Source organism: Hoeflea sp. EC-HK425 (genome assembly GCF_902498795.1).
Classification (GTDB): Bacteria; Pseudomonadota; Alphaproteobacteria; order Rhizobiales; family Rhizobiaceae; genus Hoeflea; species Hoeflea alexandrii.
This window is the reverse complement of the sequence record NZ_LR701572.1, coordinates 309,208-327,230: the sequence shown is the minus strand read 5'-3', so window position 1 is coordinate 327,230 and position 18,023 is coordinate 309,208. Positions and strand designations below refer to the sequence as shown.

16 protein-coding genes are annotated in these 18,023 nt (G+C 61.3%); 8 read left to right on the top strand and 8 right to left on the bottom strand.

Translation table 11 applies throughout. The annotated features are described in order from the left end of the window. Positions 1-46: 46 nt before the first annotated feature. A complete protein-coding gene (rsgA, locus tag SPHINGO391_RS04395) occupies positions 47-1,114 on the top strand; it encodes a ribosome small subunit-dependent GTPase A (RefSeq protein WP_152011425.1) in 1,068 nt (355 codons plus the stop codon). A 68-nt stretch (positions 1,115-1,182) separates the two neighbouring features. Here rsgA and SPHINGO391_RS04390 read toward each other — a convergent pair whose 3' ends face one another. From SPHINGO391_RS04390 to SPHINGO391_RS04380, 3 genes are all read right to left on the bottom strand, one after another. Then, a complete protein-coding gene (locus tag SPHINGO391_RS04390) occupies positions 1,183-1,842 on the bottom strand; it encodes an ATP-dependent Clp protease proteolytic subunit (protein ID WP_280177935.1) in 660 nt (219 codons plus the stop codon). A gap of 102 nt (positions 1,843-1,944) precedes the next feature. Beyond that, positions 1,945-3,393 (bottom strand): DEAD/DEAH box helicase, encoded by a 1,449-nt coding sequence (locus SPHINGO391_RS04385; protein WP_244615111.1) that lies wholly within the window; start codon positions 3,391-3,393, stop codon positions 1,945-1,947. A gap of 308 nt (positions 3,394-3,701) precedes the next feature. Continuing rightward, a complete protein-coding gene (locus tag SPHINGO391_RS04380; RefSeq protein ID WP_244615110.1) occupies positions 3,702-4,802 on the bottom strand; it encodes a DMT family transporter in 1,101 nt (366 codons plus the stop codon). A gap of 163 nt (positions 4,803-4,965) precedes the next feature. On the opposite strand from SPHINGO391_RS04380, the gene SPHINGO391_RS04375 reads away from it, so the two are divergent. After that, positions 4,966-5,940 carry a threonine/serine dehydratase gene (locus SPHINGO391_RS04375; protein WP_152007680.1) on the top strand — a complete coding sequence of 325 codons (975 nt, stop codon included), beginning with the start codon at positions 4,966-4,968 and terminating at the stop codon, positions 5,938-5,940. A 56-nt stretch (positions 5,941-5,996) separates the two neighbouring features. Here SPHINGO391_RS04375 and SPHINGO391_RS04370 read toward each other — a convergent pair whose 3' ends face one another. From SPHINGO391_RS04370 to SPHINGO391_RS04350, 5 genes are all read right to left on the bottom strand, one after another. After that, entirely contained in the window at positions 5,997-6,896 is a 900-nt protein-coding gene (locus tag SPHINGO391_RS04370) for a cation diffusion facilitator family transporter (RefSeq protein WP_152007679.1), read from the bottom strand. 5 nt (positions 6,897-6,901) lie between these two features. Beyond that, complete coding sequence (locus SPHINGO391_RS04365; protein ID WP_244615109.1) at positions 6,902-7,258, bottom strand: cytochrome c; 357 nt, start codon at positions 7,256-7,258, stop codon at positions 6,902-6,904. Continuing rightward, a complete protein-coding gene (locus SPHINGO391_RS04360) occupies positions 7,255-9,444 on the bottom strand; it encodes an anthranilate synthase (protein ID WP_152007678.1) in 2,190 nt (729 codons plus the stop codon). Before SPHINGO391_RS04360 ends, SPHINGO391_RS04365 begins: the two co-directional genes overlap by 4 nt. 220 nt (positions 9,445-9,664) lie before the next feature. After that, complete coding sequence (locus SPHINGO391_RS04355; RefSeq protein ID WP_152007677.1) at positions 9,665-10,453, bottom strand: DUF1206 domain-containing protein; 789 nt, start codon at positions 10,451-10,453, stop codon at positions 9,665-9,667. Next, a complete protein-coding gene (locus tag SPHINGO391_RS04350; RefSeq protein ID WP_244615108.1) occupies positions 10,450-11,205 on the bottom strand; it encodes a phosphatase PAP2 family protein in 756 nt (251 codons plus the stop codon). The genes SPHINGO391_RS04355 and SPHINGO391_RS04350 overlap by 4 nt, the downstream gene beginning before the upstream one ends. Before the next feature lie 186 nt (positions 11,206-11,391). Here SPHINGO391_RS04350 and SPHINGO391_RS04345 point away from each other — a divergent pair, with 186 nt between their 5' ends. The 6 genes from SPHINGO391_RS04345 (at position 11,392) to SPHINGO391_RS04320 (ending at position 17,996) form a co-directional block, all read left to right on the top strand. After that, positions 11,392-12,168, top strand: a complete 777-nt coding sequence (locus SPHINGO391_RS04345; protein WP_152007676.1) for a YHYH protein — start codon at positions 11,392-11,394, stop codon at positions 12,166-12,168. A 164-nt stretch (positions 12,169-12,332) separates the two neighbouring features. Then, positions 12,333-12,686, top strand: coding sequence for a DUF4342 domain-containing protein (locus SPHINGO391_RS04340; RefSeq protein WP_152007675.1), 354 nt, complete (start codon positions 12,333-12,335; stop codon positions 12,684-12,686). Positions 12,687-12,789: 103 nt separating this feature from the next. Then, on the top strand, positions 12,790-14,319 hold the full coding sequence (locus SPHINGO391_RS04335; RefSeq protein ID WP_193217184.1) for a pyruvate kinase: 1,530 nt from the start codon (positions 12,790-12,792) through the stop codon (positions 14,317-14,319). A 191-nt stretch (positions 14,320-14,510) separates the two neighbouring features. Next, complete coding sequence (locus tag SPHINGO391_RS04330; protein ID WP_193217183.1) at positions 14,511-15,485, top strand: L,D-transpeptidase; 975 nt, start codon at positions 14,511-14,513, stop codon at positions 15,483-15,485. Between the two features lie 4 nt (positions 15,486-15,489). Further along, complete coding sequence (locus tag SPHINGO391_RS04325; RefSeq protein WP_152007673.1) at positions 15,490-16,362, top strand: extensin family protein; 873 nt, start codon at positions 15,490-15,492, stop codon at positions 16,360-16,362. A 176-nt stretch (positions 16,363-16,538) separates the two neighbouring features. Continuing rightward, positions 16,539-17,996, top strand: a complete 1,458-nt coding sequence (locus SPHINGO391_RS04320) for a hypothetical protein (RefSeq protein WP_152007672.1) — start codon at positions 16,539-16,541, stop codon at positions 17,994-17,996. The last annotated feature ends 27 nt before the right edge of the window (positions 17,997-18,023 follow it).

Below are 18,023 nucleotides of genomic sequence, written 5' to 3'. Positions count from 1 at the left end.
TTCCGCATTCGAGTTTCAGGACCCGTGAGCATGAAAGCCATTCTTGATGACGCGTGACGCCACGCCGCCTGCCGGCAAGGGCGAAAGCCCCGTACAACAGGTCACGCCGCTCAAAAGCCTCGGCTGGCAGAATGTCTTCGCCCAGCAAATCAGTGTCGATGACATGCACGCGACGCCGCCGGTCCGAGTCACCGAGGTGCATCGCAGTGGATTGCGCGTGCTCGGCGAAGGCATCGACATGATGGTCCCGCCCCGTGCGGATGCCACCGTTGGCGACTGGCTGCTGCTCGATTACAATCTGCCAAGCGCAAGCCTGCTGCTGGAACGCAAGAGCCTGATCAAGCGCCGCGCCGCCGGTCACGACCGCTCGGTCCAGCTGATCGCCGCCAACATCGACACCGCCTTCATCGTCACCTCCTGCAACCTCGATTTCAACGTCGCCCGGCTCGAGCGCTACGTCGCACTCGCCTTCGACGCAGGCGTGACGCCGGTGATCCTCTTGACCAAATCCGATCTCTGCGATGACCCGGCGCCTTACATCACGGATGCCGAGGCGATTTCCGCCGATGTTGCGGTGCTGACGCTCAACGCCAAGAGCGACGAACCGGCATCGAAACTGGCACCCTGGTGCAAACCCGGCCAGACCATCGCCTTCCTCGGCTCCTCCGGCGTTGGCAAGTCAACGCTGACAAATTCGCTGTCTGTCAGCGAGGTCGCTGCCACGCAGGCGATCCGCGAGGACGACGCCAAGGGCCGCCACACCACCTCGCACCGCCAGCTCCACATCCTGCCCAATGGCTGCGCAGTGCTCGATACGCCGGGCGTTCGTGAGCTGCAATTGACCGATGCGGAAGAAGGCGTCGCGGAGGTCTTTTCAGATCTCGACGATCTGTCCACCCAGTGCCGCTTCAACGACTGCAGGCACGCGAGCGAACCCGGCTGCGCCATCCTCGCCGCACTTGAACGTGGTGATATCGACGAAGCGCGCCTGAGCCGCTGGCGCAAGCTGGTGGCCGAAGACCAGCACAACACCGCAAGCCTCGCCCAGCGCCGTTCGAAAGACAAGGCCTTCGGCAAGATGGTCAAGCAGGCCAAGAAGCTCAAATCGAAGTAAGGCCATCAACGCAAAAGCCCCGCCGGCTTGCACCGGCGGGGCTTGATAAGTCAGTCAGCGGACTCAGTTCAGATTTCGCTCTGATTGGTGATGATCTTGCCCACCAGGCCGTATTCCTTGGCGTCCTCTGCCGACAGCCAGTAATCGCGGTCGGTGTCGGCGGCGATCTTTTCGATCTTCTGGCCGGTGGCCTTGGCGAAGATCTTGTTGAGCCGCTCGTTCATCTTGATGATTTCGCGCGCCTGGATTTCGATGTCAGAGACCATGCCGCGGGTGCCGCCGGACGGTTGATGCAGCAGGAAGCGGGTATTGGGCAGGCAAAGCCGCTGCTCCTTGGGCACCGACACATAGATCAGCGCACCGGCGGAAGCGACCCAGCCGGTTCCGATGATCCAGACCTTGGGCTTGATGAAGCCGATCATGTCATGGATCGAATCGCCCGATTCGACATGGCCGCCCGGCGAATTGACGAAGATGCGGATATCGTCATCGCTGGCCGCGGCAAGCGCTGCAAGCTGGGCGCAGACCTTGTGCGCCAGTTCCTGCGTGATGCCACCGTAAATGAAGATCGAGCGCGATTTGAACAGGTTTGCTTCCGCTTCCTTGCCCAGCGGCAGTTCGGTCGTCTTTTCGTCTTCGTCGCTCATAAGCAGTCTCCGTGTGTTTGCATGTCTCGCAGATAGTACGATCCGGGCCACGAAACAATGGCAGAGCCGCGAATGGATCATCAACATGCAAACGGCGCCGCGAAAAATCGCGACGCCGTCCGGTTCTGGTTTGGAAGACGCCGATCCCACATCAGCGCCGGTCAAGGCTCAGGCGCGGCCCTGTCAGCCCTGCGCAACGGCCTTGTTGCCGCCCTGCTCGGGGCGCGGACGACGGTCACCGCTGCGACGGCGGCGGCGCGACTTGGCTGCCGGCTGGTCGCCGTTCTGGTTGGCTGCTGCGGCAGGTTGATGCCGGTTGGCGCCCGGCTTGCCGGCCTGCTGACCATTGGCAGGCTTTCCGCCCTGACCCTGGGCCTGCCGCCCACCCGGCTTGCGGCCCTGGCCCTGCGGCTTGGCGGCTCCCTGTGGCCGTGCACCCTGGCGCGGACGCTGGGTGCGGTTGAGCGGGGCAAAATCCCCATCCGGATCGGCCAATGCGTCGACATAGGTGCCTTCCGGCGCCTTTTCGACCGGGATCTCGGTCTTCAGCATCTTTTCGATATCGCGCAGCAGCGAACGTTCGTCCGGTGCACAGAAGGTCACGGCAGTGCCTTCGGCGCCGGCACGCGCGGTGCGGCCGATGCGGTGGACGTAGACTTCCGGAACATTCGGCAGTTCGTAATTGACCACCAGGCTGACGCCCGGCACGTCGATGCCGCGGGCGGCAATGTCGGTGGCGATCAGCACCGGCACGGTGCCGGCGCGGAAGCCTGCAAGCGCACGCTCGCGCTGGCCCTGCGACTTGTTGCCGTGAATGGCTGCAGCCGAGATGCCGTCGGCTTCAAGCCGCTTGGCGGCCTTGTCGGCGCCGCGCTTGGTGCGCGTGAACACGATCACCCGTTCGCCCTTGCGATCGCGGATCAGCGATGCGAGCGCGCCCATCTTCTGGGGCGTCTGGATGTGCATGACGGTATGCTCGACCCGGTCGGCGGTCTTCTTCGCCGGGATCACCGACACTTCCTTCGGGTTCTTCAGGTGGCGCGAGGACAGTTCGCGGATTTCCTTGGGCATGGTTGCCGAAAACAGAAGCGTCTGCCGGGTGTTCGGCGTCATCGCCAGGATGCGCTTGATCGCCGGCATGAAGCCGATGTCGAGCATCTGGTCGGCCTCGTCGAGGACAACGACTTCGATCTCGTTGAGCGACACCGCGCGCTGCTCGATGAGATCCATCAGCCGGCCAGGGGTGGCGATCAGAATGTCGACACCGGAAGCCAGCGCCTTGATCTGCGGACGGATCGACACGCCGCCGACCACGACAGTCGAGGTCAGGTGCAGCCTGCGGCCGTAATCCTTGACGCTGCGGGCGATCTGGGCGGAGAGTTCGCGGGTCGGCGCCAGGATCAGCGCACGGGCCTTCTTCGGCGCGGCCTTCTTGCCGGGCGCCAACCGGTGCAGGATCGGCAGCGAAAACGCCGCGGTCTTGCCGGTGCCGGTCTGCGCCAGGCCGATGACGTCGCCGCCCTCGAGCACAAGCGGAATGGCCTGCATCTGGATCGGTGTCGGCTTGGTCAGGTGAAGACCTTCAAGCGTATCGAGAAGGGCCTTGGAGAGGCCGAGTTCGGAAAACAACATGATATAACTTTCGAATTTTGGGCAATACGTCGGGGAGCGCCTGTGCGCTGCCATTCGCGGACCATGCCCGATAACAAATACCCGCCGTCTGCGATCAAACCGCAATCGGTGGAGTTCGGGTTGGGCGCATCGCCGCTGGCCGACGCGAAAATTTCAAGATGGATGTTAGGGGAAGTCAGAACACGCTCATCTCTAGGGAGGCGTGCAGCGGCCGAATGGGCCCCTATCCAGTTGGGTCTCTTAGGCCTGACAAATGCGGCCATGTCAAGGCGTGGCGCGGGATTTTCGCTGCGACGCAGCAAACAGGCTTAACGATTTGAACGCTTCTCACCTTTGACAGCGATGTTGGCCGCCACGCTGCGAATGGACTTGCCAGGTGTCAGCGCAATCGCCGCAATAACGATGGCGCAGGCGATCCACTGGGGAATTCCGACAGGTTCTGCAAAGGCGAACCAGCCGACCAGGAACATCGTCGGCAATTCGAAACTGCCGGCGATCGCCGTGCGGGCAGTACCGATGACGGGGGCAGCGACGGTGTAGAGCAATTGCGGAATGAGGGCGGACCCAAACGCAATGCCCGCGACCAGCCACCAGCCTGATACCGTGCCCGGCACGAGTGCCGCGACCGGGGTCGCTGCCATTAGCGGCAGAAGACCCATGACCGAGCCCAGACTGACCGCGGCAATCCGGGCCAAGGGATCGAGCACCGTGAGCTTGTGGACCAGTACATTGATTCCGAACCCGAACCCCAGCGGCGCGGCAAGGGACAGGATCAGCGCCGGCGCCTGTTCGGTCGCCACCGCTTCTGGAGACGTGGCCAGAGCCGCCGCCATCACGATCATCAGCGACGCCACGATGGCCCGCCTGCCGGGCGCATCCCCAAACACCAGCCAGGCGATCAGCAGCGTGAACACGGGATAGGTCATGTAGAGAATACCGGCGGTCGACACCGGCACGATTTCCACCGCACGAACATAGCCGACCCACCCGACGCCCATGCCGAGCCCCGCAAACAATCCCCAAGCGAGCGCTTTCCATCTTGCCCGGACGCGCCAGACAAACGGCAACAGCACGATGGCAGCAAAGGCATAGCGGAAAAACGCAATCGCATGCGGAGCCATGCCCTCCGCCGTCAGCGTCCGGGCAAAATAAGGAACCAGCCCGAAACCGACCGACGCCGCAATCACGCCCAGCGTAGCAAGTCCCGGTCCGAGCAGATGCGGATGGTCGGTGTTTTCGACGCTCATGCAGGTTGAGTAGCAGCCTGTTCCTGCCTGGGCAATCGCCTGCTCAGCGAGGCTCCGGTGCTGGTCGTCATCATCGAGCCGATTGCCCATCTCGCCGTCCTGGCCATCGCCAAGAACGTCTCCGGCATCGCCGGCAACCCGATGTTCAACAGCCGGCTGCACGGCCCCCCGCCGCCTGATACCGGCTTTCAAAGTGTCAACTCATCACGCCGCGCGGGAGCACCTTCCGCGCGGCGTTTTCATGTGAGTAGCAATCCAATTCGCTTGGAGAATCAGGCCTGCTGCCTATACGCTGCCGGCTTTCAGGGATAACGGGAAGTCTGACATGAACATCGAGATGATCCGCGCCGCGCGCGACCGGCTGGACGGTCATGTCCGCCGCACGCCGCTGCTCAATTCCCCGTTTCTCGACGAGATCGCCGGACGTCGGGTCTGGGTCAAGCCCGAATGCCTGCAGCACACCGGAAGCTTCAAGTTCCGCGGCGGCTGGTCTGCGGTCTCGGCCCTGTCACCTGAAGACCGGGCTCGCGGCGTCATCGCCTTTTCCAGCGGCAACCACGGCCAGGGCGTGGCTCTTGCAGCCGCCCGGCATGGCGCGCCTGCCGTCATCGTCATGCCGTCGGATGCGCCGAAGATGAAGATCGACAACACGGGCGCACTGGGCGCCGAAGTGGTTCTCTACGACCGGGCCACGGAAAACCGCGACGAAATCACCACGCGCCTTGCTGGCGAGCGCGGCCTGACCCTGATCAAGCCCTTCGATGAGCCTCTGGTCATTGCAGGCCAGGGCACCTGCGGCCTGGAGATCGCCGAACAGGCAGAGGAGAAAGGCATCGCCGGCGCCGATGTGCTGGTCTGCTGCGGTGGCGGCGGTCTCGCGTCGGGCGTCGCCCTGGCGCTCGAAGCCGAGGCGCCAGGCCTGCGCGTACGACCCGCGGAACCGGAAAGGTTCGACGACATGGCCCGCAGCCTTCGCTCGGGCAGGATCGAGCGCAACAGCGAGCTGTCGGGCTCACTCTGCGACGCCATCCTGACGCCGCAACCCGGTGAGCTAACGTTTCCGATCCTCAGACGTCTGGCCGGCCCGGGCATCGTCGTCACCGAGGACGAAGCGCAGCACGCCATGGCGCTGGCCTTTTCAAGGTTGAAGATCGTGGCTGAACCGGGAGGCGCGGTCGCACTGGCTGCTGCACTTTTTCACGGCGGCGAGATCGAAGGTGAGGACGTGATCGTCACGGTCTCAGGCGGCAATGTCGATGCAGAGGTGTTTCGCCTGGCGCTCGAGCGGTTTGGCAGCTAGTCGGGGCCGGCCCTCTTGCCGAAAACTCACGCACGCCCCGCCCCTGCCGAGATCGCTCAGCCCAGCACGACACCCTCGTCCTTGGCCTTGTGTCCCGGCTCGACATGGATGATCACCCGAATGCCTTCGACCTCGGTGCGAAGCGCCGTTTCCAGCCGGTCGCAGATCCGGTGCGATTCCTCCACGCTCATCGCGCCATCGACGACCAGGTGAAACTCGACAAAGGAGGCGCGGCCCGCCATCCGGGTGCGGATGTCGTGCGCCTCGATCGCGCCATGGGCCTCAGCCTTGATGATCTCCTGGATGCGCTGCTCATCGACCGGATCGATCGCCCGGTCCATCAGCCCGTCGACGGAGGACGCAATCACCTTCCAGCCCTGCCAGAGCACGTTGATGGCAACGATCAGCGCCAGCAGCGGATCAAGCCGCGGCTGATCGAAGGCCAGCGCCAGACCCAGGCCGAAGATGACGCCAACCGATGTGACTACGTCCGACAGGATGTGGTGGCCATCTGCCTGCAGTGCCGGCGACCGGTAACGGCGGCCAAAGCGCAGCAGCACCGCTGCCCAGATCCCGTTGATGACGGCAGCGCTTGCATTGACGGCCAAGCCAAGCACCGGCGCCTCGATCCGGCGCGGTTCCAGAAGCCCGCCGATTGCTTCATGGACAATCAGCAGCGCCGCCACGACAATCAGCACACCTTCGAGAACGGCGGAGAAGTACTCCGCCTTGTGGTGGCCGTAAGGGTGCGAGATATCGGCAGGTTTCTGCGCGTAACCGATGGCGATGAAGGCCGCCGTCGCGGCAATCACATTGACGATCGATTCAAGCGCATCGGAGTAAAGCGCGATTGAACCGGTCAGGTACCAGGCGACGAATTTGAGCCCCATCACCCCGAACGCAAGCGGAATGGACCAGAACGCCAGCTGGCGGATGGTTCGTGATGAGTGGGGCATGACGGCTAGTCCTGCAGGGACGCGATATAGGCGATGATGGCATCCATCTGTTCGGGTGTTGCGATGAACTCCGGCATGTCCGGGTGACCCGAATAGATCCGGCCGTCGGAGAAAGCTTCCTCCAGCGCGTCCATCGGAAACATGTCCGACAGTTTGCGGAAGGGCGGCGCCCCCTCATGCGGGCTGGCATCGGCTTCACCCACCGCATGACACTTGCCGCAATTGACCTCGACCAGTTGCCGGCCCTGATCGATCCCGTCGCCGGACTGGGCCCGCGCCGGTTCGCCCGGCAGCAGCAAGAGCATCGACGCCCCAAGCACCGCTGCCGCCACCAGCCTGTTCACGCCGCGTGCATCGATCATGCTGCCTCCACCTTTTTCCGCCGCGCCAGATGCGCGACCACGTTCTCGATCATCCTCATGCCGGCATCCTGGCCCAGCGTCATGATCGATTCAGGGTGAAACTGCACCGCCGCGATTGGCAGGCTTTCATGCTCGAACGCCATGATCACCCCGTCATCGGTCTCTGCTGTAACACGGAATTCCTTCGGCAATGTCGCGTAATCGGCGAAAATCGAATGATAGCGCCCGACCGTCACTTCCTTCGCCAGACCGGAGAAAATCACCCCGCTCGACGATACCCTGATGCGCGACGGTTTGCCATGCACAGGCACTGCCAGTTCGCGCAGGCTGCCGCCAAAGCTCTCCGCAAGCGCCTGCAGGCCAAGGCAGACACCGAAGACCGGCAGCTCGCGCGCCCGGATTTTCTTGATCGTGGCAGCACAATCGAAATCCTTCGGACTTCCCGGTCCCGGCGACAGCACCACCAGATCCGGCGCCACCCGGTCAAACACCTCGTCGGACACCGGCGAGCGCACTGTGGTCACCTTGGCCCCTGTCTGGCGGAAGTAGTTTGCCAGGGTGTGGACGAAGGAATCCTCGTGGTCGACAAGCAGGATCGAGGTGCCCTCGCCCACCTTTGCCGTTTCGCGGGTTCCCGAACCGGCATTGCCGAGCCGTGCATCGCGGATCGCCGAGAGCATCGCCGATGCCTTCAGTTCGGTTTCGGCTTCCTCTTCCTCGGGATTGGAATCAAACAGCAGTGTGGCCCCGGCGCGCACCTCGGCAATGCCGTCCTTGATGCGGATGGTGCGAAGCGTCAGGCCGGTGTTCATGTCGCCGTTGAAACTGACCATGCCAACCGCGCCGCCATACCAGGCACGCGGGCTCTTCTCGTTGTTTTCCAGAAACCGCATCGCCCAGAGTTTCGGCGCACCGGTCACCGTCACCGCCCAGGCGTGGCTCAGGAAGCCGTCGAACGCATCCATGCCATCGCGCAACCGACCCTCGATATGGTCGACCGTGTGGATCAGCCGCGAATACATCTCGATCTGACGGCGGCCGATGACCTTCACGGATCCCGGCTCGCACACCCGGCTCTTGTCGTTGCGATCGACATCCGAACACATGGTCAGCTCCGACTCGTCCTTCTTCGAATTGAGCAGCTTGAGGATCTGCTCGGAATCCGCGATCGCATCCTCGCCGCGCTTGATGGTGCCGGAGATCGGACAGGTCTCGATCCGCCGTCCATTGACCCGCACGAACATCTCCGGCGATGCGCCGACCAGGTATTCCTGGTTGCCCAGGTTGATGAAGAAGGAATAGGGCGACGGATTGATCGCCTTGAGCCGCCGGCTGATTTCCGATGGCCGCGCCTCGCAGCGCTCGAAAAAGGTCTGCCCCGGCACAACCTCGAACAGGTCGCCGCGCCGGAAACTCTCCTTGGCGCGCTTGACCAGCTCGGCATATTCGCCCGGCGTATGATCGCCGCGCGGTGGCATCCGGTCGGCGGGCTTGAAGGCTTCGGGCGCGATCTCTGCATCACGGCCTTCCGTGGTCATGCCGTCGAAGCTGAAATCATAGCGGTCGATCCAGGCCTTGGCGGCGTGGTGGTCGACGATCAGGATCTCGTCGGGCAGGAACAAGAGCAGGTCGCGCTGATCCTCGGGCCGTGTCAGCTTCGGCGCCACCGGGTCGAACTGGAACGCCAGATCATAGCCGAAGGCTCCGTAAAAGCCGATATTGCCGTCTTCGGCCGAATGGAACAGATCGACAATCACCCGTAGCACTGAAAACACAGTCGGTGCGCGCGAGCGTTCTTCCTCGGAGAAGACCCGGTCAGGCCTCGCGATCTCGATCTCGATCTTACGCGCGTCCTTGCCGGTGATTGCAAATTCCGCGTGCCCCTCGAGCCCCCCGGCCAGAATGGAAATCAGCGCCTCGCCACGGCCGTTATAGGCCTCGATTGTCAGCTTGCGCTCCCGCGACGAGATCCCGAGCGGCGGATCGACGATCGCCGTATCCCACCGGGTGTAACGTCCCGGATATTCGTAGTTTGACGAGAACACCGCGCCGCGGCGGCTGTCGAGCGCATCGATATAGCCCGATATGGCATCCGCGTAAGGGGTTTCACGCCGCCGCCGCGTGACCAAAACCCCGCCGCGCGTCTGGTAGTGCGCAGCCTTGTCCGAAAGTTCCGTCGTGCCCATGTTCAAGCTCCGTTTGAACCGGCCGGAACTCTCTTGGCCAGCGGGTCAAACAAAAAGCCGCCGGACCTTGAGGTCCCGGGCGGCTTGTTGATCTCTAACGCGCATGCGTGGTCAAGGCCGCCTAGAAGCGAACCCACCACCAATTCTTCTGTGCCACGTGCATCGTCATGAGGAAGTTCTTACCGCAGGCTTTATGCCGCTTCAAGTGGAGATACACAGCTCATGCATCTTCGACGTTGATGCGCCGCCAGATGCCCTCCGAAAAGGAATAGAGCGAAAACAGCAGGAAGCCCGTTCCGGTTGCCCCAAGCAGCCATGCACCAAGGGGAAGGCCGGCAATAAAATCAAGCGCGTCCGCCAGGCTGGCCCGTCCTTCCTGCCCGGCAAGACCATGGCGGAACAGCAGGAAGGCGATAACGAGGAAGATGATACCGCGGGCGCAAAGACCGCCGATCGCGGCAATGTCGATCCACCTCTTTGCCTCCGCCGAAGCCTCAATGTGGTCGCGGTACTTGCGGCTGACCGCCTTCCAGATATGCGCCCCGCCGACAACGACGAATATCGAGCTCAGGATCAGGGATACAGGTCCGGCCCCGATGAAGCCGGCAACCGTGCGCGCAAACCCGCCGCCGGATCCGTCTTGAGACGAAAACATCCCTCCCCACCACAGGGACAGGGCGTAGAGCATGAGCAGGCCATAGGTCGCAGCCGATCCCAGCAGACCGGCACGCACAGCCAGGCCGGAAGGCTTTACGCCGTGATCATCGGTATCGAAGACAGCCTGCACGATGCGCCACAGGCAATAGCCGGCAAGACTGACAATGAGCAGCGGCGCGAGGATGGCACTTGCCGTGGACTGTGTGAGGAACCTCACCGCATCCTTCGAATCGCCGCCGCTGCCGGTTGTCATGGCAGCGCTGACGATGAAGAAGGCGAGCACCAGGTAAACCAGACCTCGGGCGCCGTAGCCAAGACGTGCGAACGGCTTGAACCAGTCATGCCAGCTCATCGTGCATCCTCCGTTTGGCGCAGCGGCAGTGCCCTTGCCCTGCGTCTTTGCAAGACATGCACGATGAGCCAGGAAAAACTCGCCCAGGCAACACCGAGCGCCCAGCCGGCGGCCACGTCGCTCGGCCAGTGCACGCCGAGATAGACCCGGCTGACGCCAACCATCACGGCAACCAGCACGGCAACAAAAAGCACATAGACCCGGGCCCGCGCACTCTCGAGATAACCGATGACGATGGCGGCCAGTGTCAGATAGGCGACCGTCGTCACCAGCGCATGCCCGCTGGGGAAACTGGCTGTGTGAACCGCATCGAGATGATCCACAAGATCGGGCCGCGGACGACCGTAATACTGCTTGAGCGTCTGGCTCAACAGCGCACCGGATCCCACCGCCAGCACGGCATAAAGCGCCGCACCATGGCGCTTGGTGACGATGAAGAAGCCGGAAACCGCAGCCAGGGTCAGGATTATCAGCGGGTAGCCGCCGATCGAGGTGATCTCCAGCGCCGTCTCCTGCAACCAGGCTGGCCCCAGCGGTCGCGATGGGTCGGTCGCCTCCCGCATCATCAGGAACAGCATTTCATCCAGCTGCCGGATTTCGCCTTCAGCCATCTCGTCGGCAATTTCGATGAAGGCGTAGACGCCAAGCGTAACAACACCAAGCAGCATCACCGGCATGCGGTTGGCGTTGCCATTCTTGAGCCCGCGGACAAGCCATTCCCGCGCTGTTTGAACAATCGATTTTTCAGTCACTCACGCCCACCCCGGGATCTTTCTGTCGGGATCAACAACCCGCAAGCCGATGTTTCGTTCCACGAATTGCAGCATTCGCGCCCAAAACCTTACCGACACGTAACTTTCTCGCCACCGCGTGGAAAGGTTGGGGAGTTCATCTTCACCAGGTCCAGACCGGGACGCCAGATCAAAAAGGAGACCAGCATGGACCGTCCGTTATCCTATCTCGTCATCGCCGGTGTCACCATCATTGGTATTGTCGCAAGCGCCGTCGCGGCCGGGGCCGCATCCGGATCCGTTTCAATCACGAAAAGCCGTGGCAAGATCTGTATGACCTCGAACGGGTTGCCGGATCACGCCACCGGCAGATTTCCCAACCCGGGCAACCCGCACCGGATAGCGGCGCAATTCATCGAGGTCTGCGTTCCCGAGAACCCTGTCAAAACCTCCCGCGCCACCCAGCTCCGCGGCTCGACCGGCTTTGCACTCAACGGTGTCATCATCCGCCCCGGGACCGCCGATTATTACGATCCATCCTCGCGGCGCGGTTTCAGCCGAAATCCGGCCTCGGGCTGGAAACTCGACGGCAAGGGCGCGGGCGCCATGCTTGGCCTCGACCAGAACAATGCCCATGTCGATCACCGCGGGCTCTACCACTACCATGCCATGCCAACGGGCCTGCTCAAGGGCAACACCTCGACCCTGGTCGGCTTCGCAGCCGACGGGTTTGAAATCCACTATGTCGGCTCGAAAGCGAAATCCGGGTTCACGCTCAAACCCGGAAACCGCAGCGGTGGACCCGGAGGCCGTCACGACGGCACCTATCTGCAGGACTGGCAGTTCACCGGCGGAACCGGGACGCTCGACCAATGCAACGGCGGAAGGCTCGACGGCAGGTTCGTCTACTTCGTCACCGACAGCTACCCATACTTCCCCCATTGCGCCTGGGGCGAGATCAGTCGCGATTTCGCCAGGCCCTGAGGGCCGGCCGCGGCTGTCATGATGCCTTGTTGTCGTCGGGCTACAACTTCTTCGCTATTCCGGATGGCAGCTTCAGCCGATTGATCCCCATCAAGGCTCTCACTGAAGCAACCGTCTAAGGAAAAACAGTCTCAATCACCTTCAGGCTCACCAAGGAGAAATCCATGAACACGCAGGACGGCAAGGGAAAGAGAACATTCACCGAAGAAATCGAGGTGCTGGGCGACCAGCTTGTGCAACAGGTCAAGGATTTGCTCAACGAAGGCAATGTCCGGCAATTGCGGATCAGGGCGTCCGATGGTGATATCGTGCTGGAAACGCCGCTGACCTTCGGCGTCGTCGCCGGTGGCGCGGTGGCACTCGCCGCCCCGTGGCTGGCAATCCTGGGCGCCATCGCCGCCTTCGTGACACACGTCCAGATCGAGGTGGTCCGCGAAGTCGAAGAAGCCGATGCAGAAACGGCCGACACGGCGGATGAAGCGGCAGATCAACCGGCCGACAAGTCCGGCGGCGCCTGAGGCGGCAACCCTGTCGTCCCGGTGAAATCCTATGCCGTTGCCCCCCCGGGGCAAGGCATCCCATCAGAAAACCGTCGCCTCCCACCGGCCAGGAAAGACCGTCGTGACCGAACAAGCCAGCCTTTCACAGCAACCCGGTCCTGCAAGCGGACCAACAGCCGGAACTTCCGCCATCAAGGACTGTCGCTGCCTGCTGGCTGAATGCATCGAAAGGATCGAAACTGACAGCACTGCGATCTTCAAGGATTGGGAAAGTGAAATCGCGCGTCCGGTTTTCCGGCCGGGCGCGGAAAACCTCGCCTTCTACCTGGCCGCCCGCCAGTACGATCTGACGGGTCTTCAATCAAACCTTTCCGTGCTCGGCCTGTCATCGCTCGGACGCTCGGAATCCCATCTGCGCAAGTCTCTCGCCGCCGTCAGCGCAACGCTTGACGGGCTGTCCGGACTGCCCGCGACTTGGCCCGAACCGGCAGTTCTCGACGCAGGACTGGTGCAGATCACCAATGATCAGGCACGGTTTTTCGGCGACTATCCCGGCGGGCGCAATACCCGCATCATGGTGACAATGCCGCCACAGGGTGCCACCGACCAAGACTTTGTCGAACGGCTTATCGACGCGGGCGCCAGTTGCTTCCGCATCAATTGCGCCCATGACGGACCCGAAGTATGGGCGGCGATGATCGCCAACATTCGCGCCGCTGCAGCCAAGGCCCGAAGAACCTGCCCCGTGCTCATGGACATCGCCGGGCCGAAATGCAGGATCGAAAGCATTACGCCGCCAAAGGCAAAGCGCCTGTTTCGCGGCGACCGGTTCAGGTTGCTGGCCAGGCCGCCAGCGACGCCCGGCCGGCTGCCCGCGATCACCATCACCTTTCCGGAGATTGCCGCCAGGCTGCAGCCGGGACTGCAGGTCTGGATCGATGACGGCAAGATCGGCGCCCGGGTCGTTGAACTGCTTGAAGACGGCGCCGTGCTGGAAGTCACGGTGGTGGCCGACAAGGGCAAGAAGCTCAAGCTCGAGAAGGGGATCAACTTCCCTGCCATCGATCTCGAGATCGAGCATCTGACCGCAACGGACCTTGCCAACCTTCCGTTTGTTGCGGCCAATGCCGATATCGTCGGCTGTTCCTTCGTCCAGCGCCCCGAAGACGTTCGCGGCATGATGGCGGCGCTCAGGCAGCATCGCGGCGAGCGCCCGCCACAACCGCTGCTGCTGAAGATCGAGACCGGACTCGCAGTCCGCAATCTGCCCCGGCTGATTGTCCAGGCCGGGTCACATCATCCCGTCGCGGTGATGATCGCCCGCGGCGACCTGGCCATGGAAGTCGGCACCGAGCGCCTGTCTGAAGCCCAGGAGGAAATCCTCTGGCTCTGCGAAGCGGCGCACATTCCCGTGGTATGGGCGACGCAGGTGCTTGAAACGCTGTTGAAGACCGGCGCGCCTTCACGCGCCGAAGTCACCGACGCCGCCATGGGCCAGCGGGCAGAGTGCATCATGCTCAACAAGGGCCCCTATATAGCCGAGACGATCCGTTTTCTCGCCGGCATCCTGCGGCGCATGGACCGCCACCAGTTCAAGAAGACCGCGCGACTTTCGGCGCTGACATCCTGGCGCGGTCCGCAACCGCTGTGAGCCGGCTGCTTTTGCCGGGCCTCGCTCCCGTTCCCTCGTTTTCCCTCACCTGAACCAGGGGCACGGCGGATCACTTTGAAGCCTGCTTATCCCCACATGCATCTTTCTCGCCCTTCGTGCGTTGTAGCCATGTGACAGGCTTCGAGCATTTCCGACGACACGCCGTCACAGTCGCAACGGGAACACTGACGATGGACAGATTTCAGGTCATCCTGGCAATTGCCGCCGCCACATTTGCGGCGGCAGTGACATTCGCCAAGGCAAACGCCGCGCCCATGGATCCGGTGGCGATCAACGCCGCGACGTTTGCCGGTGAACAATTGCCCGAAGGCCAGAGCCCGCTGGCGGCAAAGTTGCAGATCCTGCTTGATCGGGCCGGGGCTTCGCCTGGGGTGATCGACGGCTATGCCGGTGACAATGTCGAGAAGGCGATCCGTGGCTTCCAACAGGTCAACCGGCTTCCTGCCGACGGCCTTATCGATGAGATGACGTGGAACACCCTGCAGGCCATGGGCAACGAAGTGATCGTCAGCTACACCATAACCGGCGCCGACGTCTCCGGCATTTCAGAACCCTTGCCGGACGACTATGCGAGGCTCGCCAGACTCGAGCATCTCGGCTATACCAGCGTCCAGGAAAAGCTTGCCGAACGTTTCCATATGGACATGGAATTCATAGCCGAGCTCAACCCCAACGCGGCATTCAGCGCCGGCGAAACCATTTTCGTCGCAGACCCCGGCAGCGACCAGAAGGCTGATATCGCCAGCCTTGTCGCCGACAAGAGCCAAGCGCGGCTTTTAGCATACGATGCCTCGCAAACTCTGGTCGCGATCTATCCGGTCACGATCGGCAGTGCGAGCACGCCATCGCCCAGCGGGACCCACACGGTCAACGCCATCGCCATTGACCCGACCTACAGCTACAATCCGGAAAACTTCGTCCAGGGCGACAACACCGAGCCGCTGACGCTTCCGCCCGGACCGAACGGACCGGTTGGCAATGTCTGGATCGATCTGTCAGAACCGACCTACGGCATTCACGGTACTCCGGAACCCTCGAAGATCGACAAGACCAGCAGTCACGGCTGCGTCCGCATGACCAACTGGGATGCCAACGAGCTTGCGCATCTGGTCAGCAAAGGTGTGACCGTCGAGTTCCGGGACTGAGAACATGCGCCGAGTGTTTTTGCTGCCCCTGATCGTGACGCTGTCCACGGGCGTAAAACTGCCGGAGACCGGCCCGGTTCCGGTTGAGAGCCCGCGCGGTGAGACCGCGAAGGGGAAAGCCGTCGCGGTTCCCGCGGTCTCGGCTCCTACAGTCCCGGTTCCCGAAGCAAAGCCCGATGGTGACACGTCAACGGCCAAACCACCCCTCGGCGCATTCGAGGAAAATCCCGACCAGTCCGGTCAAGCCGGATCCGCCGGGCAAGAAGCCGAAGAATCGGAAAACGCTGACAAGCTTCCCGTCATCAGTGCGCCGCCGGTCGATGAGGCCGCACTCGCCAGCTGCGAGGCCGAGTTGCGCAAGCTTGGTGCGGTCTTCGACAGGCAGGATCCGATCCGCGGCGAGAACGGCTGCGGCATTGAGGCCCCCTACAGCATCGAACAGATCGTCCCCGGCGTTTCCCTCTCACCCGCCTCGCAACTGCGGTGCCCGACCGCCCTCGCCCTGGCGCGCTGGATGGAGGGTGTTGTCGTTCCTGCGACCGAAGCCCTGCCGGCCGCTGTCACCCTTGCCCGGCTCAATCACGGCTCGACCTATGTCTGCCGGCGCCGCAACAACTCCGCCACCGGCAAGATGTCGGAACACGCCATCGGCAATGCCATCGACATCATGAGCTTCGAGTTCAAGGGACGAGACCCTATCCCGGTGTCGCCGCGCGCCGGCGACGGCACGGTGGAAGAAGCTTTCCAGCGTGCCGTGCGCGGCGGCGCCTGCCTGCATTTCACCACCGTCCTCGGCCCCGGCACCAATGCCAGCCACGCCGACCACCTGCATCTCGACATCATTAAGCGAAACCGCGGCTACAGGCTGTGTGAATAAGCGCGGCCAATGGGAGGGATTGCCCGCCAAATCTCCGTTTAACGCGGGCTTTCGATCCCGCCAATATGATTGAGAGGACGTTCCCAACATTGAAAATCATACACGTAATGGTAGCATTTTAGAAACGGTTGCGACATAGGCTGCGCCGACATCAAACCGCGCAATAGGAGACCGCCGTGAAGTGGGTCGCGATAATTTTATCAATCACCATACCGGCGTCGATTGTAGGATTTTTGAATCCCGATATTATTATTATCCTAATGTTCACCGGCATAGGAATACCGATAGCGCTTCTAATTATTGCAGCCCCCACAATATCTATATATACTATAATTTCTATTTGGATTTCCGTATTAATTAATTCCGAACGCACCAAGAAGATAACAATATCAATAATTTCTACAATAATTATATTATTTACGTTGCCAACAGCAATGAACCTAATAACCAAATCTTCTGCAACCACGGAATATATTTCGGGCGACTTCAACGACATTGCGCAGCCAATGAGTGCATACACAATTGCGGTTCGCCAGGACGTCGGAATTTACCCGGTGAAGGAAATCAAATGCGACGGGTTTTGTCTGCATGCGCTGTTGACCGGCGTCGCAGATAGAATTTTGATGTTGCCCACCAAACATCCCTTTGCTGATATCGATCCGGAATTGGAATTGCTCAGTTACCGTTTCGAAAAACGGGACAGCTGTCCCATCGTCAATATCAATCCAAACTCCTCCCAATTTTCATTGCCAAGAAAACCGGGAGACAATCGAAAACAGAAAAATGCTGCAGAAGAGGCCAGGCTTCGGATCAGCGAAGGTCAATGCCTTATCGAGGAGAAAGCCAGGCTGTCGGATGCCGACATCATTCTGTCGAGAGGACAATTGCACAGCGCAGATACCCGGAAAATCTACTCGTACTCGCTGACCGCAGATACATTTTCAGTTCATCGAATTACCGCACACATTCCTAACGTAAAAGGTGAGTTTGAACTGGTGTTCAGAAGCACGACGGGCCGATACATGCCTCTGTTCGCACCATTGATCCCGACATTTGTGAGCTCAGGACAGCTTAAGGTTAAACCAGGGTGGCTGAGAACCAAAGAAAGCCTGAAAGCTCCCCGTCAGGGAGCGCAGACTTCCGACTGGGTTTATTTTCTAACCGCCACTCTAGGCTTGGACCTGGAGCTGAAAACTGACGATCTAAATAAAAGATATCGCCAACTTATCAATGTGATTCTCGATAATATAAATCCGCCCAGCGCGGCAGACGTAAGCACAATCGAGTCCTATTTTCGTCAGCTTAACACCTGGAAGAAGCCCGGAATGGGTAAAGCCGACCATGATCTGATCTCCCGTATCATGGATAGGCCTGATTTCCCACCTCCGCCAAAATTGTATGCCGTTACCCGCAGGTTGATCGATGGCGGTGATCGTCAGCAGATGAACAATTGGGTTACGAAAATGATTGATCGCTATGAGTCTGGGCAGACATGGTCCGGTGACCTTCCAGTCAACTGGACCATGGGGATTGAGCGGATTCACGGTGGTCTGAAAGAAACTCCAGCCAACCATATGAAAGCATATTCTGACCAGCTTGCGAAACTGGCGTCCGAATTGGACATGCAAAAATAGACACTCGACATAGGCAGCGATTGCAAG